This is a genomic window from Noviherbaspirillum sp. (assembly GCF_035944575.1).
Classification (GTDB): Bacteria; Pseudomonadota; Gammaproteobacteria; order Burkholderiales; family Burkholderiaceae_D; genus Noviherbaspirillum.
The window spans coordinates 1-22,400 of record NZ_DASZBA010000117.1; the positions used below are offsets into that span (position 1 = coordinate 1).

Consider the following 22,400-nt stretch of genomic DNA (forward strand, 5'->3'; position numbering starts at 1 on the left):
CGAAGCTGCGCCGTACCATCGTCCGCTCCATCCGAAGACAATCCGCCAGGCGCATGCTCGCACCGCGGCGCAACTGTTCAAGCGTAACGCACATCATCAATGGCGAACGTTTTTGCATCGTTTCCAAAGTGCGTTGAGCGAATGCTTCACCGTCCGCCGCCAACGAGGCAAGAATGGCCTGCAAGTCGTCATGCCGGAAATGTCTGTCGATCGCGGCACGGTTCCCGGCGAGTGTGCTGTTTTCGAGTGCCGCTTGCGATGCGAACGGTTCGGCGAATCGTGCAATAGTGTTGCGGACATCCGTTGCTGGCGTTGTTTCCAGTGATTGCAGAAGCGCCGCGGTTTGCCCTGACGGGATAAATACGTCCGCAAGGTCAGCATGGATCGCGTCGGCTGCGCCTATGGTTTCGCCAGTCACTCCGAGATAAACCCCGATTCTGCCGGGCGTTCGGGAAAGGAAGAAGCTGCCGCCGACGTCGGGGAAAAGACCGATGTTCACTTCCGGCATCGCCATCTTCGTGCGTTCGGTGACAATACGCATCCGGTTTGCAGGACCCGCCTGTGCGATACCCATGCCGCCGCCCATGACGATCCCGTCCATCAGCGCCACATAGGGCTTGGGATAGTGATGAATCAAATGATTGAGCGCATATTCCTCGGTAAAAAAGTCTTCGATCAGCATGCTGCCGGATTGCGGCGTCGCCCTGCCGGCGTCATAGAAAAAACGGATGTCGCCACCTGCGCAAAACGCCTTCTCGCTTGTACTGCGTACTATCACGGCGGCGATGCCCGGATCGTCGCGCCACGAGATCAATGCGCGGGTGAGGGCGCGGACCATATCAAGCGACAGAGAGTTGAGCGCCTTCGGCCGGTCAAGAGTGATGAAGCCGATGTTGTTTCTGACAGCGGCAATGATATGTTCGGTCATGGCGGGAGCGACTGATGTAATTCAGGCTATTGTATCGGGCCTGACCGGACGCTGCAGTCGTCCCGCCGACATTTGAAGGGCTGGACCGGAATGAAAAAGGGCGCCATGTATGCGCCCTTTTTGCATCGCTGCTTTTGTTGATTGATCAGGCTGCAGGCAGGTCTTCCGTCATGCGCTTGATCGCTTCATGCTGATGATCCTGCGTTTTGCCTTTGTATTTCAAAACCTGTCGGTCCAGCTTATCGATCAACGAATCGATCGCTGCGTACAGATCTTCCGCAAAGCTTTCCACATGTATCACATTGCCTCTCACTCGCAGATTGACTTCAGCTCTTTGCCTTTTATCTTTTTCGGAGGGTTTTTCGACTCCCAGTATGACCGCGACATCGATGACATGATCGAAATGGCGGAGCACCCTTTCCAGTTTGCTCTCTACGTATTGGCGAATGGCGGGAGTCAAATCGAGATGTTGTCCACTGATCATGAGATTCATACAGCACTCCTATGGATAGTGTCGCTGGCGGTTCGCAACGTGTCCGCGTAGCGGGCTACGCCGGAACACAGCAACGGATGGCAACTACAAAGGAACTACCTAGAGAGACTTGCGCAGATTGACAGGGGGGATTTTCAACGCTTCACGGTACTTGGCGACGGTTCTTCGCGCAACGACCATACCTTGTTCCCCTAACATATCCGCGATCTTGCTATCTGAGAATGGATTCTTGGGGTCTTCGGCTCCTATCAATTGTTTGATGAGCGCTCGTATCGCGGTCGACGAGGCTTCACCCCCTGCTTCCGTCGCGACATGGCTGCCGAAAAAGTATTTCAACTCAAACATGCCATGGGGGGTCAACATGTACTTCTGTGTTGTCACACGAGAAATGGTACTTTCGTGTAGACCCAGTGTATCAGCAATTTCACGCAAGACAAGGGGGCGCATTGCGACTGCGCCGTGTGAAAAAAAGTTGCGCTGTCTGTCGACGATGGCTTGTGCAACGCGCAATATCGTGTCGAAACGCTGACGCATATTCTTGATCAGCCATTTGGCTTCCTGCAGCTGCGAAGTGAGTGATCCCTCACCCTTGCTTTGCTTGAGAATATTCGCATAAAGCGCATTGACCCGAAGGCGGGGCATGACGTCATGATTTAACATTACCTGCCAGCCGTTCTTGGTCTTTTTGACAATGACATCAGGGACGACAAAGTCCGATGTGTCGGATGCGAATGCCGCGCCGGGATGCGGATTGCATTGCTTGATAACCGCCTGCGCCTCGCGCAAATCCTCGTCGTCGCAATCAAGGATCTTCTTGAGCTTGTTGAAGTCGCGCTGTGCGAACAGCGTCAGATGTTGTTCGACGATCGTCAATGCCCGGCGTCGCGTTACCAGCGGCACCTTCGGAAAACGGCGGATCTGGATCGCCAGGCATTCCGAGGGCGTGCGAGCCCCGACACCGGCCGGATCAAAGCTTTGCAGCATTTTCAATGCTACCGACAGCTCTTCGAGTTCGATCCCGAGTTCTTCCGGCAAGCGCGCATGAATTTCTTCCAGCGGCTCTTCCAGGTAGCCATTGTCATTCAGTGCGTCGATCATCAACTCGAGCAGCGCGCGATCCCTCATCTCTCGTACCGACACCCGCATTTGTTCCAGCAGATGTTCGCGCAATGTCGTTTCATGCGCTTCGAGCTGCGGACGGGCATCATCGTCCTCGGGTGCTTTGGAAGTGCGCGCCACATCGTCGAAGCTCCATTCCGCTTCGCCGGAAGCAGCCGCATCCGCACCATCGCCGCCTTCGAACGGGCGGTCTGTGTCTTCGCCGGCGGCCGAACCGGTATCGTTGGGCACCGGCGTATCCGGCTGCGTGCCCTGGGGGCTGATCGCGCCGTCGGCCAGCAGGCGAATGGAATGATCCAGCGGATCGTCGACGCGCTCGAGCATCGGATTGTCCGACAAAATCTGCTCCAGCTCCTGATGCAGTTCGAGCGTCGACAACTGCAGCAGCCTGATGGATTGCTGCAACTGGGGCGTCAGCGCCAGATGTTGGGAAATACGGAGTTGAAGGGTCTGTTTCATAGCAGCCGGGCTTCCATTACATGCGGAAGTGTTCTCCCAAATATACGCGGCGCACCGATTCGTCCGCGATGATATCGTCCGGACGGCCGCTGGCAAGAACGGCCCCTTGGTTAATGATATAAGCGCGATCGCATATGCCCAACGTTTCGCGCACATTGTGATCCGTGATCAGCACGCCGATGCCGCGTTCCTTCAGGAAGCGCACGATCCGCTGAATCTCGATCACCGCGATCGGGTCGACGCCTGCAAAGGGTTCATCCAGCAGCACGAATCGCGGATTCGTCGCCAGTGCACGCGCAATCTCGACACGCCGGCGTTCGCCGCCCGACAGCGACAGCGCCTGGTTCTCACGCAGCTTTTCGATCTGCAGCTCCGCCAGCAAGGTGTTCAAACGCTTCTCGATGGCTTGTCGCGACAAGGGTTTGTCGTTCTCCCGCTGCAGTTCCAGCACCGCGCGAATGTTGTCTTCCACTGTCAGCTTGCGAAAGACCGACGCCTCCTGCGGAAGATAGGACAGGCCCAGCACGGCGCGCCGATGAATCGGCAAGCGCGAGATCGCCACGCCATTCAAATCGATTTCTCCGGCATCCGAAGGAACAAGGCCGACGATCATGTAAAACGATGTTGTCTTGCCGGCGCCGTTCGGTCCGAGCAGTCCGACCACCTCGCCGCTTTCCACCTGCAAGGAGACGTCGCGCACAACCTGACGCGTTCCGTAACTTTTCTGCAATCCGCGAACAACCAGGGTGCTTGCCATCTTACTGGCCCTTGGCTTCGGTGCGCGGCTGAATCACTGCCCGAATACGTCCACTGCCGTTCTTGGCGTTGCCTGCCGGCGCATTATTGACGGTGAAAAACTCCGCCCGGCTATCGTAGGAAATGAATTCGCCTTCTACTTCGTCCGTCGGTTTGCTGCCTTCCAGGCGGCGTATCTTTGCATTCGAAAATAATTTGACCACTTCAGCCTTGCCGTCGTATTCAATGCGTTCAGCCTGTCCTTCCACCCATAGGTTCGGGCCGCCGTCACGTTTCTGCCGGAACGTTGCCAGACCGCCCGGCGGCGCCAGCAATGTTGCATATTGATAGCCTGCCGGATCCTGCGTAACGACCAGTTTGCCCGCCTTCATGATCATGGTGCCCCTGGTCAGGACGACGTTGCCGCTGAAGGTATTGATCTGCTTGACGTCGTCATATGCCATGCGGTCGGCTTCGACCTTTGTCGGCTGTTCCGAATCGGCCTTCTCCGCGTGGGCGTGATAACTGACGCTCGCGCAAAGCATCCAGACGGACAGGAGCAAAAAACGTTTCATGAAAAGAGTCTCTCTTAATGCCTCAATGTATACCGGTCTATCGCGCCGGGGCTTGATACGTGCCATGGACATTGCTCGAAAGCTGAAACTCGCGCGTTGCGTTATTGGCGATCATGCCCACACCGGTCAGTCTTGATTGCCCCACGGTGATATCGACCGGCTTGTGCGTCTTGATCACGTCGTCGTCAGGCAATACCAGCAGATATTCCGACTCGGCATGCATCCGTTCTCCGGTCGGCGATGCCGGCCGGTCCATCCGGACATTATCGTAAAGATGTACTTCGCTGACATCGCTGACGACACGTGCCCGGTCCGCCCGCAGGGTGATCGGCGGCTCATCTCCCTGCCGCAGATTGTTGACCACCGGCTTGACGATGTCGTAGGAATCATCCGCCGGGTTATGTGTCATCCGTTCGCCCGACATGTGATATTGCACGCCGCCGGTCTTGGACAATTTCACATAGTTAAATTTTTCCACGTAAAAATCCGGCTCGGTTCGCGTGACGTTGGGAATGTCTTCGCTGGCGGAACGACGCATGACTTCCAGCAACCAGAAACTGCCGAGCGCCAACGCGATCATCGGCGCCATGATGATGAACAGGCGAAAACGCCGGGTCGAGCGCGGCGCATTCATTTCAGGTACGGCGCCAGCGCCGCCTCGTAATTTCCCTGCGCCTTCAGAATCAAGTCGCACAACTCGCGTGCTGCTCCGCGCCCGCCGGGAGCATCGGTCACGTAATGCACGCGCGAACGCACTTCAATATGCCCGTTGGGAACACTTGCCGCGAAGCCGACGCGCAGCAGTATCGGCAGGTCGATGACGTCGTCGCCGATGAAGCCGGTTTCGTCCTCGTTGCAGCCGGTATCCGCCAACAATTGCTTGAACGCCGCATACTTGTCATGCACACCCTGATGGAGATGCCGGATTCCGAGATCGGCCGCGCGACGGGCGACGATATCCGACTTGCGGGCGCTAATGATCGCCGTCGCCACACCTGATTGCTGCAGCAGCTTGATGCCGTGTCCATCGAGCACGTTGAAGGTCTTGATTGCTTCGCCATCCGGTCCGTAATGCAGGCTGCCATCGGTCAGGATGCCATCGACATCGAAAATCATCAGTCGCACGCGAGCCGCCCGGGCAACCACCTGGTCGTTCATCAGATCACCTTGGCGCGGGTAAGGTCATGGATATGCAGTGCCCCGACCAGCTTTCCGTTGACATCTGCAACCAGCAGCTGGTTGATCCGGAACTGCTCCATGATCTCGACAGCTTCCACCGCAAGCTGGTCGGGACCGATGGTGCGCGGATTGGCATGCATCACATCGGCGATCACGAGTTTGGTGAAATCCTGTACATGTCCGATCAGGCGGCGCAGATCGCCGTCGGTGAAAATCCCGATTGCACGATAATCTTGGTCCACCACGGCGGTCATCGCCATCCCTTTTTGGGTAATTTCGAACAGGGCGTCCGATAGCGATACGTCGGCTGTGACCGATGGAATGGCGTTTCCGCTGCGCATGACGTCGCGCACATGGGTCAATAGACGCCGGCCAAGTGCGCCACCGGGATGGGAGCGAGCGAAATCTTCTTCCTGGAAGCCGCGTGCATCCAGCAGTGCGACCGCCAGGGCGTCGCCAAGGGCAAGCGTGGCGGTAGTGCTGGCGGTCGGCGCCAGATTGAGCGGGCATGCTTCCTTGTCGACCCTTACGTTCAGGTGGACGTTGGCGAGCTGGGCGAGGTTGGACGCCTCATTGCCGGTCATTGCAATCAGGCGTGCACCCATGCGCTTGATGATCGGCACGATGGCGAGCAGTTCAGCGGTTTCGCCGGAATTGGAAATGGCAACGAAGGCATCGTTTTCGGTCACCATGCCGAGGTCGCCGTGTGCGGCCTCCGCAGGATGGACGAACAGGGCAGGGGTTCCGGTCGAGGCGAGGGTGGCGGCGATCTTGCGCGCGATGTGGCCGGACTTGCCCATGCCCGACACGACGACACGGCCGCTGCATTGCAACAGCATCTCGACAGCGCTGGCAAATGCGGCGCCTGTTTCACCGGACAGCCGTTCTTTCAATGAAGTAATCGCATCTGCTTCGATCTGCAGCGTTTCGCAAGCCAGTTCAACTGCTCGCTGCGCGGTTTTTTCATCGAAAGCTTTCGGCAGGGTTTTTGCATGGGGTACACTCATGCCGGAAGTATAAACGAATTAGTAAAGCAAAAAACCTGCCAGTTAGAACAAAAAATTCGGCCTTGATGCCGCTCAATGAGATGGCTGGCGCCGGCGTTAAATCCCCATAGTCCATCATCCATGTTTTCGGCTCTTGAACTTACCCTCATCCTGCTTGCAAGCGCCGTGCTCGGCGTCGTTGCATTCCGGATGCTGCACTTGCCTCCCATGCTTGGCTATCTTGCGGTCGGCATCGTCATCGGTCCGCACGGTTTCGGCTGGGCAAGCGAGAATGCGACAACGCACTCACTGGCGGAGTTCGGTGTGGTGTTCCTGATGTTTTCCATCGGCCTTGAATTTTCATTGCCAAAATTGTCAGCTATGCGCCGTATCGTATTCGGCCTGGGCGTGGCACAGGTTTTTCTCACAATTGCCGCCGTCATGCTGTTCGGTTGGCTGACGGCGCTTCTATTGCCGCAATTGGTCAATATCAGCTGGCGTGCCGCGTTCGCGCTCGGCGGCGCACTGACCATGTCATCGACGGCCATCGTCTCCAAACTGCTGACGGAGCGGCTCGAGCTGGAATCGCCGCATGGACGGCAGATCATCGGCATCCTGCTGTTCCAGGATCTGGCATTCGTGCCGCTGCTGATCCTGGTTCCGGCGCTGGCCAAGGACAGCGGCGATCTGCTGGTGACCCTGACATGGGCTGGATTGAAAGCCGGCGTCGTGCTGGCCCTGCTGCTGTTCTTCGGCCAGAAAATGATGCGCAGCTGGTTCCATGTGGTGGTCAAGCGACGGTCGCAGGAGCTGTTCATGCTCAACCTGCTGCTGATCACGCTCGGCGCTGCCTGGATCACCGAACAGGCCGGCCTGTCGCTCGCGCTGGGTGCTTTCGTCGCCGGCATGCTGATCTCGGAAACCGAATACAAACACCAGGTCGAGGAAGACATCAAGCCATTCCGGGATGTGCTGCTCGGCCTGTTTTTCATCACGGTCGGCATGCTGCTCAACGTCCGCCTGGTGCTGGAAAACTGGTGGCTGGTGCTGCTGCTCCTGACGGCTCCGGTACTGCTGAAATTCGGCCTGATCGCATTGCTGGCCCGGCTGACCGGGGCGCCGGCCGGCGTGGCGCTCCGCACCGGATTGTTTCTTGCACAGGCCGGGGAGTTCGGATTCGTGCTGTTGAACCAGGCTGGCGGCCTCCGTTTGATGGATCCGCTGCTGATTCAGCTCATCCTCGCATCGATGGTGCTGTCCATGCTGGTGGCGCCCATCATCATCGCCAAGTCGGATGCGATCGTGATGAAACTGTCGGCCAATGAATGGATGATGCAGTCGCTGGCACTGACGCAGATCGCCACCCGCACCATGACTACCCAAAGGCATGTTCTGATCGCCGGTTTCGGACGCACGGGACAGAGCCTGGCCAAGCTGCTGGAAGAAGAAGGCATCCCTTACCATGCGCTGGACCTCGATCCGGATCGCGTCCGCGAGGCGCAGGCGGCCGGTGCCAACGTGTCTTACGGCGATGCGGCGCGGCGCGAGAGCCTGGTAGCCGCGGGCATTCATCGCGCTGCCGCGCTGGTGGTGACCTATGCCAGCACGCCATCCGCGCTGAAGGTGCTGCATTTTGCCCACGAACTGGCGCCGGAACTGCCCGTCATCGTGCGCAGCCATGACGATACCGATCTCGACAAGCTGCGTGACGCGGGAGCCGCCGAAGTGGTGCCCGAGGCCATCGAGGGAAGCCTGATGCTGGCGTCGCATGCGCTGGTGCTGCTGGGCGTGCCGCTGCGGCGCGTGGTTCACCAGGTGCAGGCCGCGCGTGACGAACGTTATGCATCCCTGCGCGGTTACTTCCACGGTGCCAGCGATGCGCCCGACGACGAGGAGCACCTGCATGTCAGGCTGCACTCCGTCAGCCTGACGGACGGTGCGCGAGCGGTAGGCAAGCGCCTTGCGGAATTGAAACTGCAGGAAGTGGGCGCCGAGGCGGCAATGATTCGCCGCGGCAAAACCCGCCTTAACGTCACACCGAATACGGTGCTGGAGGCAGGCGACATTGTCGTGCTGCGCGGCGCCAGCGAAGGCGTCGCCCGCGCGGAAGAGCGGCTCTTCAAATAATGCCGCTTTGTTGCCGCAACTCCGCCTGCACGTATTCTCGCTTCATGTTGCGATTTGTCGTTGCGAATCGCTGCGTGACGAATAACCTGCTTCAAACAAAATGCAAACCTGCAATGATGCTGCCCATCAAGATGGTGTTTGGATTGATCGCCGTTGCCCTGACACTGGCGGCCTGCTCGCCGCTCAGGGCAATCAATGCATTGACTCCAGCCAGTACCTATATCAAAACTGCGGATGTGCCGTATGGTGCCCGACCCCGGCAGAAACTGGATGTGTACACGCCTGCAGGTACCAAGAGTCCGGCGCCGGTTGTCGTGTTTTTTTATGGTGGAAGCTGGAACAGCGGCGAGCGCCCTGACTATGAATTTGCCGCGGAGGCGCTGGCATCGCGCGGTATGGTGGCGATATTGCCCGATTACCGCCTGTATCCGGAAGTGCGTTATCCCGATTTCCTGATCGACTCGGCACAGGCGGTCTCATGGGCTGCAAAGGAGGCGTCCCGCTATGGCGGCGATCCGAAGCGGCTGTTTGTCATGGGCCACAGTGCAGGTGCCTACAACGCGGCCATGGTGGCGCTCGACAAGCGCTGGCTCGGCCAATTCGGCATGGCCCCCGAGATATTGCGTGGATGGATCGGTCTGGCGGGCCCCTATAACTTCCTGCCGATCCAGAATCCGGACGTCAAGCCGGTATTTTTCCATCCAAACACACCGCCGGAATCCCAACCGGTCAACCACGTGGCCAAGTCCGCACCGCCGGCCCTGCTGATCGCCCCGCAGAGCGACGATCTGGTCAATCCGGCGCGCAATACCGGCAGGCTTGCGCAAGTGCTGCGCGAGAACGACGTTCCCGTCACGGAAATCTACTTTGATCGGGTGAATCACATCACCCTGGTTGGCAGCTTGTCGAGACCGCTGCGGCATTTTGCGCCGACGCTCGATGCAATCACGCGCTTCGTTGAGAAGGAGAGCGCGCAGGCGAAAGACCCGGCGTAAGCCCGGTCATCGATCCGCCGGGACCGGCAACCGCAAAAAGCAATAACGGATAAAATTCATTCGTCCCGCCGCCCCATCGAAAGTCCCCATGCAAGTGTTTGAGCGCATCCTTGGCATCATCCTTCCGGTATTCATCATCATCGCAGTCGGATACAGCTATGCCCGCCTGCGCGGCGATGCGGTCAAGTCCGATATGACGGCAGTGAACCGGGTCAGCATGGATGTACTGTGTCCGCTGCTGGTCTTCACCGCGCTGGCGGCCAAGGATTTCGACCTTGCGCACAACGGCACCCTGATCCTCGCCGGCGTCCTGATCTCCCTCGGCTCCGGTCTGCTGGCCTGGCCGGTAGCGCGCCTGCTCGGTTATGACGTGCGCAGTTTCGTACCGCCGATGATGTACAACAATTGCGGCAACATGGGATTGCCGCTTGCCGTGCTGGCTTTCGGCGCGGAGGGGCTGCCCTCGGCCGTCGCGCTGTTCATGGCATGCAACCTGATCTATTTTTCAGTGGGCATCCGGATCATCGAAAGCGGCCGCAACCAGCACACATCGTTGATCAAGCTACTGGCCAGCCCGATGATGGTTGCGATGATGATCGGCATGGTGTTCGCCGTATTTCGCATTACGCTGCCGGGCCCGCTCATGCAGGCCCTGAAGATGCTGGGCGACGCATGCATTCCGATCATGCTGTTTGCGCTCGGGGTACGCATGCTCGACGTGAATTTCAAAAGCTGGCACATCGGCCTGATGGGCGCCATCGTCTGCCCGTTGGCGGGGTTGATCGTGGCGTGGCTGCTGGATGGCGTGCTGTCTTTGACGCCCATGCAGCGCGGCCAGATGTATTTGTTCGCCGCATTGCCGCCGGCCGTGTTCTGCTTCATGGTGGCCGAACAGTACAAGCAGGAGCCCGACAAGGTGGCGTCGATCGTATTGCTCGGCAATCTGGCTGCGCTGGCTTTCGTACCAGCGGGCTTGTGGATGGGATTGCGTTCCTGAATCGGCCGTCCGCCTTGCGCGCATGACGCTACTCTGTGGCCCGCACCTCGAACCCGCTGCCCGCGTCCGTGGCGTCGATGTCCGACACGGCCACATCATCGACCCGGGCGCCGGGCGGACCCCGGCGCGCCCAGGCGATCATCGTCTCGATAGCGCCGGCATCCCCGCAGATCAGGGCTTCCACCGATTTGTCCAGCCGGTTCCTGACCCAGCCCGACAAATCGAGCGCGCGGGCCTGGCGCTCGAACGACACGCGATAACCGACGCCTTGCACGATGCCGGTAATACGCAGATGCCTGGCGATCCTGGTACTCATGCAATCCTACTTTTTCAGCAGCGGCGCAAGGTACTTGCCGGTAAAGCTCGATGGTGTTCTCGCCACCTGTTCGGGCGTGCCGTTGGCGATGATCTGCCCGCCGCCCGCTCCGCCTTCGGGGCCGAGATCGATGAGCCAATCCGCGGTCTTGATCACATCCAGGTTGTGCTCGATGATCACCACCGTATTGCCCTGGTCGCGCAGCCGGTGAATTACCTTCAATAACAGGTCGATGTCATGGAAGTGCAATCCGGTCGTCGGCTCGTCCAGGATGTACAGTGTGCGCCCGGTGTCGCGCTTGGAAAGCTCCAGCGACAGCTTGACGCGTTGCGCTTCCCCGCCCGACAAGGTGGTCGCGCTCTGGCCGAGACGGATATAGCCGAGGCCCACATCCAGCAAGGTCTGCAGCTTGCGTGCAATCACCGGCACCGGCTTGAAGAACTCATGCGCTTCCTCGACCGTCATGCCGAGTACCTCGTTGATGTTCTTCCCCTTGTACTCGATTTCCAGCGTTTCGCGGTTATAGCGTTTGCCATGGCAAACGTCGCACGGCACATACACATCCGGCAGGAAGTGCATTTCCACCTTGATGACGCCGTCGCCTTGGCAGGCTTCGCAGCGGCCGCCCTTGACGTTAAATGAAAACCGACCTGCCGAATAACCGCGTTCCTTGGCGCCCGGAACGGTGGAAAACAGATCGCGGATCGGAGTGAAGAGCCCGGTGTAGGTCGCCGGGTTGGAGCGCGGCGTGCGGCCGATCGGCGCCTGGTCGACGGCGATGACCTTGTCGAAGTGTTCCAGCCCGCTGATCGATTCATGCGCCGACGGTTCGGCCTGCGAGCCGTACAGGTGACGGGACGCCGCATGGTAGAGCGTGTCGTTGATCAACGTCGACTTGCCGGAACCGGAGACGCCGGTGATGCAGGTGAGCAGACCGACCGGCAGTTCGAGGGTCACATTCTTCAGGTTGTTGCCCGACGCGCCCGTGATGACAAGCTGGCGTTCCGGGTCGCGCGGGGTGCGTTTCTTTGGAACATGGATCGCAAGCGTGCCGTTGAGGTACTTTGCGGTCAGCGACTTCTTGTGTTTCAGGATGTCGTTGAGCGGTCCCCGGGCGATCACTTCACCGCCATGCACGCCCGCACCGATGCCCATGTCGACGATATAGTCGGCGCAGCGGATCGCATCCTCATCATGCTCCACCACCAGCACGCTGTTGCCGATATCGCGCAAATGCTTCAAGGTGGCGATCAGCCGGTCATTGTCTCGCTGGTGCAGGCCGATGGATGGTTCGTCGAGCACGTACATTACGCCGGTCAGGCCGGAGCCGATCTGGGAGGCGAGACGGATGCGTTGCGCCTCGCCGCCGGAAAGGGTATCGGCGCTGCGTTCCAGCGACAGATAATCCAGTCCGACATTGTTCAGGAATTTCAGGCGCGACACGATTTCCTTGATGATGCGATCGGCAATCTCTCTCTTCGCGCCGGTCAGCTTCAGGGATTCGAAGAACGCCAGTGTTTCGCGCAGGGGCTTGGCCGACACTTCATAAATCGACCGCTCCTGCTTGCCGTTGCCGACCTTCACATAACGCGCTTCCGTGCGCAACCGCGCCCCTTCGCAGGCAGGGCATTGCTTCTGGTTGATGAACTTGGCAAGCTCTTCCTTCACGGCGATCGAATCGGTTTCCCGGTAACGACGCTGCAGGTTGACCACCACGCCTTCGAAGGTGTGTTCGCGCACCACCGCGCGGCCGCGTTCGTTGACATAGGTGAACGGGATGGTCTGCCGGCCGGAGCCGTAGAGGACGACCTGCTGTGCCTGCTCGGACAGCTTTTCGAAAGGAATGTCGAGGTCGAAGCCGTAATGGTCTGCCAGACTGGACAGCATCTGGAAATAGAACTGGTTGCGCCGGTCCCAGCCTTTCACCGCGCCGCTTGCCAGCGAAAGATTGGGGAAGGCCACGATCCGTTTCGGATCGAAGAACTCGATGTGGCCCAAGCCGTCGCATTCCGAACAGGCGCCCATCGGATTGTTGAACGAGAACAGCCGCGGCTCCAGTTCCTGCAGCGAATAGCCGCAAGTCGGGCAGGCAAATTTATTGGAGAACAAATGCTCCTTGCCGCTATCCATCTCCAGTGCAATAGCACGGCCTTCGGCGAGCCGCAGCGCCGTCTCGAAGCTTTCCGCCAGCCGCTGCTTCATATCCGCCTTGACCTTCAGGCGGTCGATCACGACATCAATGGTGTGCTTTTCGGTTTTCTTCAGCTTCGGTAAGTCGTCGACTTCGACGATCTTCGCCTTGGCGGTGCCGCTCTGGACGCGGAAGCGGATGAAACCCTGCGCCTGCATCGCTTCGAACAGGTCCGCATGCTCACCCTTCCGGTTGGCGACCACCGGCGCAAGCACCATGAGTTTGGTGTCTTCCGGCAAGGCGAGCGCGGCATCGACCATCTGCGACACCGATTGCGCCGCCAGCGGATTTTCCGGATGCTGGGGACAATAGGGAGTGCCCACGCGCGCATACAGCAGGCGCAGGTAGTCATGAATTTCGGTGACGGTCCCGACAGTGGAACGCGGGTTATGCGATGTGGCTTTCTGTTCGATGGAAATCGCCGGCGACAAACCTTCGATCAGATCGACATCCGGCTTTTCCATCAGCTGAAGAAACTGGCGAGCATATGCCGACAGGGATTCGACATAACGGCGTTGTCCTTCCGCGTACAGGGTGTCGAATGCCAATGATGATTTCCCGGAACCGGACAAGCCGGTAATGACGATCAGTTTATTGCGTGGCAACTCCAGATTGATGTTTTTGAGGTTGTGGGTGCGCGCCCCACGAATTCTTATTTCTTCCATGAACTGCCTTTAACTTGGGCTCAATACGGGTCAACCTGATACTATAACGGGTTTTCATCGCCGTCGTATTCCCCTGTTTCGTCCCCTTGTCAAGCCTTCATGTCTTCCATTACTTCCGCCGAAATCAGCAGCCGAATGACGTCCACGGAGTTACGCGCCAGTACGTCGCTTGCTTCGATTTTTGCGCTGCGCATGCTCGGCATGTTTCTCATTTTGCCGGTGTTCGCGGTGCATGCGACGACGTTGAAGGGCGGCAATAATGCCGCCATGGTCGGATTGGCAATGGGGATCTATGGATTAACCCAGTCCTTTGGCCAGATCCCTTTCGGCGTCGCGTCCGATAAGTTCGGCCGCAAGCGCATCATCATTATCGGCCTTGTGCTGTTCGCCCTGGGATCGTTCATTGCCGCTGCGTCAACCGATATCGTATGGGTGATCGTCGGACGTGCGATCCAGGGCGCCGGCGCCATTTCCGCCGCCGTCACCGCATTGATCGCGGATTCCACCCGGGAAGAGCAGCGCACCAAGGCCATGGCAATGGTCGGCGGTTCGATCGGGCTGACATTCGCCCTGTCGCTGGTGGCGGCGCCGGTGCTGTATCAAGGCATCGGCATGGCAGGCATATTTGTCCTGACGGGCATTCTTTCGATACTGGCCATCTTCGTGGTGGCGTTCGTGGTGCCGCCTGCGCCCGAGGTGCGGGCGGTGAAACGTGTGCCTTTCAGCGAAGTGCTGCGCAATACCGAGCTGATGCGCCTCAACTACGGCGTCTTCGCCTTGCACCTGACGCAGATGGCGATGTTCGTCGTGGTACCGTCCGCGCTGGTGCAATATGCCGGCCTGCCGGTCGCTGCGCATTGGCAGATCTACCTGCCGGTCGTGCTGGCATCGTTCGTTTTGATGCTGCCGCCGGTTTTCGTCGGTGAAAAGCGCGGCAAATCGAAACAGGTGTTTGTCGCCGCAATCGGATTGATGCTGCTGGTACAGGCGGGCTTGTGGATCGTTCTCGCCCAACCGGCGTTTCATTGGATGTATCTGGTCGGCCTGCTTCTGCTGTTTTTCGTATCGTTCAACATCCTGGAGGCAAGCCAGCCGTCGCTCGTGTCGCGCATCGCGCCGGCTTCCGCCAGGGGAGCCGCACTCGGAGTCTACAATACGCTGCAGGCCCTCGGGCTGTTCTGCGGCGGCGCTTTCGGCGGGTGGCTCGCTCAACACACAGGCCCATCGTCGGTCTTTATTCTGGGTGCCGGCGTCACTCTCGTCTGGCTTATAATCGCATCCAGCATGAAGAACCTGCCGCGCCGCAGCGCGATACCAGCTTAATAGGAGAGAGAAACTTATGGCATCGGTCAACAAAGTCATCATCGTCGGCAATCTTGGACGCGATCCGGAAACGCGTTACATGCCGAACGGCGATGCGGTCACCAACGTTGCGGTTGCAACCACCGAAAGCTGGAAAGACAAGAACAGCGGCGAGAAGAAAGAACTGACGGAATGGCACCGGATTACCTTCTACCGCAAGCTTGCGGAGATCGCCGGCCAATATCTGAAAAAGGGTTCCCAGGTCTACGTCGAAGGACGCCTGCAAACCCGCAAATGGACCGACAAGGAAGGCGTCGAGCGCTATACCACCGAGATCATCGCCGACACGATGCAGATGCTGGGCAGCCGTCAGGGCATGGGCGGTGGCGCCGGGGCGCCGATGGACGATGATTACGGTAGCAGCGCGCCACCACCACGGCAAAGCAGCGGCGGTGGCGGCAATGCCGGCGGCGGGCGCGGCGCTTCCAAGCCGGCGCCGAATTTCAGCGACATGGACGACGACATCCCGTTCTAAGCCTGCAACGAGGGGACAAGGGAAACCGGATCACCCCGCAACTTCCCTTGCCCGCGCCATGGCGGCGGAAAACGTATCCACGCAATTCTCCCTCCCCAGGCGTTCGATGAAGCCTGACCGTGTCATCAGGCTCAACGGTTGATGGTTCAGCGAGCAAAGAATCAACCGGCTGCCGCGCTTCCTGAGCAGTTTGTGCATGTTTTCCAGCGCATCCAGGCCCGTGGCATCCAGATTGATCAACTGATGCAGTTCCAAGATCATTGCTTTCGCCGGGAGCGAATCCGGCGCAATCAGATCTTCCATTTTTCCAACCGCAGCAAAAAATAGCGACCCGTAGATCGAATAGGCGACCACGCCGGGCGGCAGCGGCTCTCCCAGGCTGGCAGGTGATATCGCCTCGATTTTCGTCAGGCTGGCGATCCGATAAATGAAGAAAATGCATGCCAGCACGAGTCCTGCCTGCACCGCAACGGTCAAGTCGATGATCACGGTCAGCAGGAACGTTGCCACCATGACCATGCAATAGCTTGCCCGAAAGTTTTTCAAGCGCGCGAATTCATGCCATTCCCCCATATTCCAGGCGACGTACATCAGGATGGCAGCCAATGCCGCGAGCGGTATGTCTTCCGCAAGCGGCGCCGCAATCAACACGATTGCCAACAGCGTCAGAGCATGCACGATGCCGGCAATCGGCGAGACTGCGCCGGCTCGGATATTGGTGAGGGTGCGCGCAATCGTTCCGGTCACCGGCATGCCGCCGAAGAACGGCGTAAGAAAGTTGGCTACACCCTGAGCCATCAATTCCTGGTTGGGGTCATCGCGATCGCCTGTTGAATTGTCCGCAATGCGGACACATAGCAGCGATTCGATTGCGCCCAGCAGGACGATCGTGATCGTCGGCGGGAACAATAGCTTGACGAGGTCCCAACTGAAAACCGGGAGATTGAATGCGGGGAGTTCACGGGGAATGCCGCCGAATCTGGATCCTATCGTGTCCACCTGCAGATCGAACAGGCCGACGGCAAGCGTGCTCAATGCCAGCACGACGATCGTGCCCGGAATGACGCCCAAGGCACGGCAGATGCGCCAGTCATGATGTTGCCGCCCAGTGTCGATGCTCGCGATGGTCAGGCGGGGCCAGAAGAAAATAAGCACCAGCGAAATCGACGCCAGTCCGAAAGCCGTCCAATTGACTGTGGAGGCATTGCCGGCGTGCGTTTGCAGTTGCGCAAAAAAATCCCCCGGCATCTTGTCAATACTCAGGCCGAAAAAGTCCTTGAACTGGGAAAGCGCGATCAGGACCGCAATGCCGTTCGTGAAGCCGATGACAATCGGCACAGGAATATAGCGAATCAACGTCCCCAGCCGCAACATGCCCATCGCAAACAGCAGGACTCCGGCAAAGATGGTCGATATCAGGAGATTCGCCAGACCGTACTTCTCGACGATGCTATACACCACGACGATAAATGCACCGCCGGTCCGCCAATCTGCACGCGCGTGCCGCCGAGGGCGGAAATCAGGAAGCCGGCAATGATCGCGGTGAAAATGCCGGCGTTGGGTTCGAGACCTGAAGCGATCGCAAATGTCATCGCCAAAGGCAACGCCACAACCCCGACCGTCACGCCGGCGGAGACATCCTTGATGAACTTGCCGCGGTTGTAGGATTGAAGGTCGTTGATTAAATGCGGACGGAATTTGGCTAAAGAGATACGCATTGAATGTTTTATTAATTGAATATCATGCGTTTTACTGGACGAAATCTTTATTTGCTACAAGCGGGAAAGTATTTTTGAACGTCGTTTTTAAGTAATCCAATGATCGACAAATCTCTGAAGTTTTTGCTTGGGGGCATGTTGTTGTGCAAGAATTGCAATGCGATCACACTCCTACATCAATTTATTAAGATTGCGCTAGAGAAATTTCGCTTGCTGATACATCATATTGAAATAATTTTCCCCCTAGCCGCAAGGCCTGAATCTTGACGATGTTTCCCTTACGCCGTGTTCGGCCCGATAAAGTAGCGAAAGCTCAGTTGGACAGCTTGATGGAAGCTGCCGGCGATGCGGTGTTCCGGCTTAATACGCAAGGGGAAATCCTGTATGCCAGCCAGCGTGCAACGGAGTTGATCACGCCTGGTTCAACGCCCATCGGTCAGACCTTGGCTTCCCTCGTCGCGCCTGCGGATCGCGCGGCAATTCGTGCGGCCGTAAAGCAGGCAATCGAGCCAAGCCAGTCGACCCGGGTCAATGTCAGAATCAAAACGCTGAGTACCGTGTTGTGGATGGAGCTGCAGATTGCAAGCTACCACACGGTCGATGACGTGATGGAACTGCTGGTTGTCGGCAGGGACATCTCGGGACAGCAGGCTACGGAAGAACGATTGCGCCACATGGCGACTCACGATGCCCTGACCGGCCTGCCCAACCGTTCGCTACTGTCGGACCGCATACGCATGGCGATCGCCCAGGCCAAGCGCACCGGCAAGGGCTTTTCCCTGGTGGCGCTCGATCTCGACGGTTTCAAGAAGGTGAATGACGCCCTGGGACATCCGGTAGGCGATTCCCTGCTGCGGATTGCCGCGATGCGGCTCTCAGACAGTCTGCGCGATGTGGATACGCTGGCGCGTGTCGGCGGCGACGAATTCGTCGCTGTTCTGCCTGGCGCAGTTGCCGAGGCCGAGATCCAGGTCGTCGGACGACGCATGATATCCGCCATGCAGCTCCCGTTCGAAATCGACGGCCACACGCTTTATGTCGGCACATCGATCGGCGCCGCCATCTTTCCCGAGCATGGCGATAGTGAAGTGAAGCTGCTGGCCCATGCGGATACCGCAATGTACCGCGCGAAGGAAACCGGCAAGGCACGGTGCATCATCTATAACCACCACAAATTCACCCAGCCTGAACATGACGTGTCGATGGAAGCGGCGATGTTCCAGGCAGTCAGGGACGGCGAATTTCTGCTGCATTATCAGCCGATCGTCGATGCCCGCACCCGCCAGATCATGGGATTTGAGGCATTGATGCGCTGGCAGCGTCCCGGCGTCGGCCTGGTCTCTCCCGCCCAGTTCATCCCCATGGCGGAAAGCAACGGTCTGATCAATCTGCTTGGCGCCTGGGCATTGAAAGCCGCCTGCGTGCAGATCAAGCGATTCGAACAGATTGTCGGCAGGCCGCTTTATGTATCGGTCAACGTCAGTCCGCGCCAGTTCAGGAACGACCAGTTCCTGGACATCATGGATGAGGCGATACAGTTATCGGGTGTCGAAGGTGGGCAGCTGCTGCTCGAAATCACCGAAGGCATATTGATGTCCGATCCGGAGCACGCGGAAGCGCTCCTCAACGCAATGACGGCACGCAACGTCCGCATCGCCATCGACGATTTCGGCACCGGCTATTCATCGCTCGCCTACCTGAAGCGATTCCCGATCGCCACGTTGAAAATCGACCGCGCCTTCATCAAGGATCTGCCCGGGTCGGTCAAGGACGTGGCGATCTGCAATGTGGTGCTGAGCCTTGCCAGCCATCTCAACCTGAGCACGGTTGCAGAGGGCGTGGAGAGCGAAGAACAATTCCGCTTTCTGGCCCAGCACGGCTGTGGCTTGATCCAGGGTTACCTTACCGGGCGGCCCCTGCTGCCCGAAGATGTTGTCGAAGTACTCAAAGCCGAGCCGGCTCCGGCTGTGCAATAGCGAGATGCACGTATGAATGTACAAACAAGCGAGTTGGTGAGCGCAGCCAAAACGATGGAGCTGTTGTGGTCGCGGGTTAGGCAGCGAGGCGATCTTCCCGGATTTTCCAAGGTGGTCGGCGCCATCATTGGCGCAATGCGCGGCGACGATGACCGCGAATTCAACATGACCAAGACGGTGCTGTCCGACCCGGCCTTGACTCAACGCGTGCTGCGCCTGGCCAACAGTGCGATGTACTCGGTGTTCGGGCAGGGCATCAACACCGTCTCCAAGGCGGTGATCGTGCTCGGCACCGAGGCAATCGGGCATCTGGCGCTTGGTTTGAAGCTCATCGACGGTTTGTCCGCGGCATCTTCCGCGTCAGCGGATGCCCGCAAAGAGATGGAGAAGGCAGTGCTCGCCGGCCATATCGCGCGTCAGCTCGCTGCGACCGCAAGCACGCGGGATGCCGAGGAGGCCGTGGTCTGCTCCATGCTGCATTCGCTCGGCCGCATGATGGTGGCGTTTTACTTGTCGGATCGCTGGCAGCAGATACAGCAGCGCAGGGCGTCCGCCGGAATCAGCGAGGAACAGGCGAGCCTCGATATATTAGGCATGGAGATCGAGGAAGTCAGCCGCCTCGCAGCGCAGCACTGGGGATTGCCGGCCGGCCTGATCAACAGCCTGCAAAGTTTTCCTCCCAGGCCCGTAGGTGAGCCATTGGATCATACCGATTGGCTCGCAGCCATATCGACCCTGTCGTCGCGCTGTGCAACGTTGCTGTGCGAAGACTCCGATGCTGAGCAGCAGTTGATCGAGTTTGCAAGCAGTTACGCCGAAATGCTGGGCCTGGAAATCGCGCAGGTGCTCGCTGCGGTGGAAGCAGCGCAGAAAACGGCGGCTGACGAAGACTCGGTCGTCATCCGTCCCCTCCGGCGCACGACAATCAGTGAAAAATCTTCCGTAAAACCGGCGGCCGGCAAACCTGTCGATGCGCTTGTCACGCTGGCCCGCGGCGTATCGGATATGCGTGGCGCGATGCGCAGCCTCAGTATCGGCCAGTTGATGACCATGGCGCTGGAAACCGTGCATCAAGGGCTGGGATTCAACCATACGGTTGCATTCCTTCGGAATCAGGAGCAGGCCCAGTATGGCGCGAGAATGGGGTTCGGTGACGGCGTTCAGGAGCTTCTGCCGAAACTGGCGTTCGAAGACGCTTATCAGCCCGATGTCTTTCATGCCGCATTGGCCAATGACAGAATGATCTTTGTCGAGAATGCGCAGGCGCCAGCCTTCGTCAACAAGATGCCACGCTGGTGGAAGGAGGCCTTGCCGTCATCGCGCAGTTTCGTAGTCTTGCCGCTCACCGTTAACCGGCAGCCGGTAGGGTTCATCTACGGTGACTGGGACCTTTCCGCTTCAACTGTGAAAATCGAGCCGGCGGAAATCATTCATTTAAACGAGCTAAGAGCGATCATCGTCCTGGCGATCGAACAGCGCAGGCAGGCTGAGCCATCGTGGGCGCGGCGGATGCAGTAAGCAGCCCGCCTTCAGGCATCAGTTAATGCCGCCAGCGCTATTCGCTATTCTTTCAGGCGCCAAGTTTCCCATTGCAAAAAACGTAATATTCCACCTACAGCCAAGGGCGGGAGGTTGGCTTTTCTGCATCCTGCTGATCTTGGTCAATAATATATTTATGTAAATATTTGTAAATATTCATTAAAATCGACTCCAATAAAACGTAACAAAATACTAATAATAAATGGAGGGCGGAATGCAGGAGATGATGTTCTTGGCTGTAACGATTGCGGTTGCAAGCTTGCTCTGGTTTGCGTTCAAGCTGCCCGCCACCCCGCGTTTTCGCAGCAAACCAATGCTGGCTGGCCCATACCTGGAGTTTTTCGAAACGCTGCGTTCCTCGCTCCCTGACTACCACGTATTTCCGCAAGTTGCCTTGTCCGCGTTGGTCGATCCAATTGGCGGACCGAAAGGACGGCGCTTCGCGGTTGACTGTATCAACGGCAGGCGGGCAGGCTACGCTGTTTTTGACCAGGACATGCAACTGGTTGCCATCGTCGAATTAAGCCACCGATCTCGTGCGACCCGAAAGGAGGCCGCGCTGGAAGCCTGCCTTGCAAAAGCCGGCATCAAGACGCTCCGTTTCTATTCCACGCAAATGCCGTCGGAGACGGCCATCCGCCATGCCGTTGAGGCGCAGCATTCAAGGATCGCAAACCGTCCCACCAAACACGCATGTATACATATTCCCATAGAAAGCGGACGTCGCCGTCAGCCGGCGTGGCCGGATACCGTTAACGCGCGCTAGCAAAGTTCAGCTTTTAAATTGGGGTCAGAGCAGAATAAACCTATAATGCGTGTCCGTATGCCCTTGCTTTTGACACCATGGCGCGACTTCCCCGACTGGTCATTCCCCATCAACCTCACCATATCATCCAGCGCGGCAACGACCGCCAGGTAATTTTTCACGCGCCTGAAGATTACGATGCATTTCTACGCTGGATGCGTGAAGCTGCAAAGCAGTTTCATGTGCTTATCCACGCATATGTCCTGATGCCCAATCATCTGCATCTACTGGCGACGCCAGCGGATGACACCGGACTTGGACGAATGATGCAATGGATAGGGCGCTACTACGTTCCCTATTTCAACCGCAAGTACGAGCGAAGCGGAACCTTGTGGCAGGGGCGTTACAAAGCTACTGTCATTGATTCCGAACGATATTTCATGGTGTGCAGTTGTTACATTGAACTCAATCCCGTTCGCGCGGGTTTAGTTATTGCGCCGGAGGAATATCCTTGGTCCAGCTATATGCACCATAGTGGTGCAAGAGTCGATCCGATTATTACCGATCATGCTTTGTACTGGTCACTTGGAAATACGCCGTTCGAGCGCGAGGCAGCATATAAAAATCTGGTGGAGCAAGGAGTCACTATCACGGAGACGCAGACAATCAGTGAGGCTACGCAAAAGGGATGGGCATTGGGATCACCAAAATTCAAAATACAGCTTGAAAAAGCAGCAAGCAGAAGAGTCGGTCCCATGAAACGCGGGCGTCCTCGAAAAGCGGCTGAAACAGATAAGTTAAAGGGCGTTTGACTCTGTCC

19 protein-coding genes and 1 pseudogene are annotated in these 22,400 nt (G+C 58.1%); 9 read left to right on the plus strand and 11 right to left on the minus strand.

The features are described 5' to 3' along the window. From VGU61_RS07565 to VGU61_RS07600, 8 genes are all read right to left on the minus strand, one after another. Nucleotides 1-928 (minus strand): enoyl-CoA hydratase/isomerase family protein (locus VGU61_RS07565; protein ID WP_326858500.1); only part of this gene is annotated, 928 nt, incomplete at its 3' end. A gap of 145 nt (nucleotides 929-1,073) precedes the next feature. Further along, nucleotides 1,074-1,421, minus strand: coding sequence for a ribosome hibernation-promoting factor, HPF/YfiA family (gene hpf, locus VGU61_RS07570; RefSeq protein ID WP_326858501.1), 348 nt, complete (start codon nucleotides 1,419-1,421; stop codon nucleotides 1,074-1,076). Between the two features lie 99 nt (nucleotides 1,422-1,520). Further along, nucleotides 1,521-2,999 (minus strand): RNA polymerase factor sigma-54, encoded by a 1,479-nt coding sequence (locus VGU61_RS07575; protein WP_326858531.1) that lies wholly within the window; start codon nucleotides 2,997-2,999, stop codon nucleotides 1,521-1,523. A gap of 16 nt (nucleotides 3,000-3,015) precedes the next feature. Beyond that, on the minus strand, nucleotides 3,016-3,756 hold the full coding sequence (gene lptB, locus VGU61_RS07580) for an LPS export ABC transporter ATP-binding protein (RefSeq protein ID WP_326858502.1): 741 nt from the start codon (nucleotides 3,754-3,756) through the stop codon (nucleotides 3,016-3,018). A gap of 1 nt (nucleotide 3,757) precedes the next feature. Then, on the minus strand, nucleotides 3,758-4,309 hold the full coding sequence (gene lptA, locus VGU61_RS07585; RefSeq protein ID WP_326858503.1) for a lipopolysaccharide transport periplasmic protein LptA: 552 nt from the start codon (nucleotides 4,307-4,309) through the stop codon (nucleotides 3,758-3,760). A 37-nt stretch (nucleotides 4,310-4,346) separates the two neighbouring features. Continuing rightward, nucleotides 4,347-4,943: an LPS export ABC transporter periplasmic protein LptC gene (gene lptC / locus VGU61_RS07590; protein WP_326858504.1), complete on the minus strand. Its 597-nt coding sequence runs from the start codon at nucleotides 4,941-4,943 to the stop codon at nucleotides 4,347-4,349. After that, nucleotides 4,940-5,467 (minus strand): HAD family hydrolase, encoded by a 528-nt coding sequence (locus tag VGU61_RS07595; protein ID WP_326858505.1) that lies wholly within the window; start codon nucleotides 5,465-5,467, stop codon nucleotides 4,940-4,942. The genes lptC and VGU61_RS07595 overlap by 4 nt, the downstream gene beginning before the upstream one ends. Further along, complete coding sequence (locus tag VGU61_RS07600; protein ID WP_326858506.1) at nucleotides 5,467-6,495, minus strand: KpsF/GutQ family sugar-phosphate isomerase; 1,029 nt, start codon at nucleotides 6,493-6,495, stop codon at nucleotides 5,467-5,469. Before VGU61_RS07600 ends, VGU61_RS07595 begins: the two co-directional genes overlap by 1 nt. 120 nt (nucleotides 6,496-6,615) lie before the next feature. Between VGU61_RS07600 and VGU61_RS07605 the strand changes: the two genes are divergently transcribed. The 3 genes from VGU61_RS07605 to VGU61_RS07615 all read left to right on the plus strand — a co-directional run bounded on the left by VGU61_RS07605 (nucleotide 6,616) and on the right by VGU61_RS07615 (nucleotide 10,593). Continuing rightward, nucleotides 6,616-8,601, plus strand: coding sequence for a cation:proton antiporter (locus tag VGU61_RS07605; protein WP_326858507.1), 1,986 nt, complete (start codon nucleotides 6,616-6,618; stop codon nucleotides 8,599-8,601). Nucleotides 8,602-8,714: 113 nt separating this feature from the next. Further along, on the plus strand, nucleotides 8,715-9,596 hold the full coding sequence (locus VGU61_RS07610; RefSeq protein ID WP_326858508.1) for an alpha/beta hydrolase: 882 nt from the start codon (nucleotides 8,715-8,717) through the stop codon (nucleotides 9,594-9,596). An 88-nt stretch (nucleotides 9,597-9,684) separates the two neighbouring features. Further along, entirely contained in the window at nucleotides 9,685-10,593 is a 909-nt protein-coding gene (locus VGU61_RS07615; RefSeq protein WP_326858509.1) for an AEC family transporter, read from the plus strand. Between the two features lie 28 nt (nucleotides 10,594-10,621). Here the strand turns inward: VGU61_RS07615 and VGU61_RS07620 are convergent, their stop codons facing one another. After that, the gene (locus VGU61_RS07620; protein WP_326858510.1) at nucleotides 10,622-10,909 is read right to left on the minus strand and encodes an acylphosphatase; all 288 of its coding nucleotides are present in this window, start codon (nucleotides 10,907-10,909) and stop codon (nucleotides 10,622-10,624) included. Nucleotides 10,910-10,915: 6 nt separating this feature from the next. Next, a complete protein-coding gene (gene uvrA / locus VGU61_RS07625) occupies nucleotides 10,916-13,765 on the minus strand; it encodes an excinuclease ABC subunit UvrA (RefSeq protein WP_326858511.1) in 2,850 nt (949 codons plus the stop codon). Nucleotides 13,766-13,900: 135 nt separating this feature from the next. On the opposite strand from uvrA, the gene VGU61_RS07630 reads away from it, so the two are divergent. Both VGU61_RS07630 and ssb read left to right on the plus strand, forming a co-directional pair. After that, nucleotides 13,901-15,088, plus strand: a complete 1,188-nt coding sequence (locus VGU61_RS07630) for an MFS transporter (protein WP_326858512.1) — start codon at nucleotides 13,901-13,903, stop codon at nucleotides 15,086-15,088. A gap of 16 nt (nucleotides 15,089-15,104) precedes the next feature. Next, complete coding sequence (gene ssb / locus VGU61_RS07635; RefSeq protein ID WP_326858513.1) at nucleotides 15,105-15,602, plus strand: single-stranded DNA-binding protein; 498 nt, start codon at nucleotides 15,105-15,107, stop codon at nucleotides 15,600-15,602. A gap of 30 nt (nucleotides 15,603-15,632) precedes the next feature. Here the strand turns inward: ssb and VGU61_RS07640 are convergent. Further along, nucleotides 15,633-17,320 (minus strand): annotated as a pseudogene (locus VGU61_RS07640) (SulP family inorganic anion transporter). 269 nt (nucleotides 17,321-17,589) lie between these two features. Here VGU61_RS07640 and VGU61_RS07645 point away from each other — a divergent pair. The 4 genes from VGU61_RS07645 to VGU61_RS07660 all read left to right on the plus strand — a co-directional run bounded on the left by VGU61_RS07645 (nucleotide 17,590) and on the right by VGU61_RS07660 (nucleotide 22,392). Then, nucleotides 17,590-19,296, plus strand: coding sequence for a putative bifunctional diguanylate cyclase/phosphodiesterase (locus tag VGU61_RS07645; protein ID WP_326858514.1), 1,707 nt, complete (start codon nucleotides 17,590-17,592; stop codon nucleotides 19,294-19,296). A gap of 12 nt (nucleotides 19,297-19,308) precedes the next feature. After that, on the plus strand, nucleotides 19,309-20,814 hold the full coding sequence (locus tag VGU61_RS07650; RefSeq protein WP_326858515.1) for an HDOD domain-containing protein: 1,506 nt from the start codon (nucleotides 19,309-19,311) through the stop codon (nucleotides 20,812-20,814). A gap of 235 nt (nucleotides 20,815-21,049) precedes the next feature. After that, the gene (locus VGU61_RS07655; RefSeq protein WP_326858516.1) at nucleotides 21,050-21,601 is read left to right on the plus strand and encodes a DUF2726 domain-containing protein; all 552 of its coding nucleotides are present in this window, start codon (nucleotides 21,050-21,052) and stop codon (nucleotides 21,599-21,601) included. Nucleotides 21,602-21,678: 77 nt separating this feature from the next. Beyond that, a complete protein-coding gene (locus VGU61_RS07660; RefSeq protein ID WP_326858517.1) occupies nucleotides 21,679-22,392 on the plus strand; it encodes an REP-associated tyrosine transposase in 714 nt (237 codons plus the stop codon). The last annotated feature ends 8 nt before the right edge of the window (nucleotides 22,393-22,400 follow it).

Excerpts from the sequence above, each read along its gene's own strand:
- uvrA (WP_326858511.1), bottom strand. The coding sequence starts at position 13,765 with ATGGAAGAAATAAGAATTCGTGGGGCGCGCACCCACAACCTCAAAAAC.
- VGU61_RS07610 (WP_326858508.1), top strand. The coding sequence starts at position 8,715 with ATGATGCTGCCCATCAAGATGGTGTTTGGATTGATCGCCGTTGCCCTG.
- VGU61_RS07655 (WP_326858516.1), top strand. The coding sequence starts at position 21,050 with ATGCAGGAGATGATGTTCTTGGCTGTAACGATTGCGGTTGCAAGCTTG.
- lptC (WP_326858504.1), bottom strand. The coding sequence starts at position 4,943 with ATGAATGCGCCGCGCTCGACCCGGCGTTTTCGCCTGTTCATCATCATG.
- VGU61_RS07615 (WP_326858509.1), top strand. The coding sequence starts at position 9,685 with ATGCAAGTGTTTGAGCGCATCCTTGGCATCATCCTTCCGGTATTCATC.
- VGU61_RS07650 (WP_326858515.1), top strand. The coding sequence starts at position 19,309 with ATGAATGTACAAACAAGCGAGTTGGTGAGCGCAGCCAAAACGATGGAG.
- VGU61_RS07575 (WP_326858531.1), bottom strand. The coding sequence starts at position 2,999 with ATGAAACAGACCCTTCAACTCCGTATTTCCCAACATCTGGCGCTGACG.
- ssb (WP_326858513.1), top strand. The coding sequence starts at position 15,105 with ATGGCATCGGTCAACAAAGTCATCATCGTCGGCAATCTTGGACGCGAT.
- VGU61_RS07600 (WP_326858506.1), bottom strand. The coding sequence starts at position 6,495 with ATGAGTGTACCCCATGCAAAAACCCTGCCGAAAGCTTTCGATGAAAAA.
- VGU61_RS07595 (WP_326858505.1), bottom strand. The coding sequence starts at position 5,467 with ATGAACGACCAGGTGGTTGCCCGGGCGGCTCGCGTGCGACTGATGATT.
- VGU61_RS07660 (WP_326858517.1), top strand. The coding sequence starts at position 21,679 with ATGGCGCGACTTCCCCGACTGGTCATTCCCCATCAACCTCACCATATC.
- VGU61_RS07620 (WP_326858510.1), bottom strand. The coding sequence starts at position 10,909 with ATGAGTACCAGGATCGCCAGGCATCTGCGTATTACCGGCATCGTGCAA.
- VGU61_RS07645 (WP_326858514.1), top strand. The coding sequence starts at position 17,590 with ATGTTTCCCTTACGCCGTGTTCGGCCCGATAAAGTAGCGAAAGCTCAG.
- lptB (WP_326858502.1), bottom strand. The coding sequence starts at position 3,756 with ATGGCAAGCACCCTGGTTGTTCGCGGATTGCAGAAAAGTTACGGAACG.
- VGU61_RS07605 (WP_326858507.1), top strand. The coding sequence starts at position 6,616 with ATGTTTTCGGCTCTTGAACTTACCCTCATCCTGCTTGCAAGCGCCGTG.
- hpf (WP_326858501.1), bottom strand. The coding sequence starts at position 1,421 with ATGAATCTCATGATCAGTGGACAACATCTCGATTTGACTCCCGCCATT.
- lptA (WP_326858503.1), bottom strand. The coding sequence starts at position 4,309 with ATGAAACGTTTTTTGCTCCTGTCCGTCTGGATGCTTTGCGCGAGCGTC.
- VGU61_RS07630 (WP_326858512.1), top strand. The coding sequence starts at position 13,901 with ATGACGTCCACGGAGTTACGCGCCAGTACGTCGCTTGCTTCGATTTTT.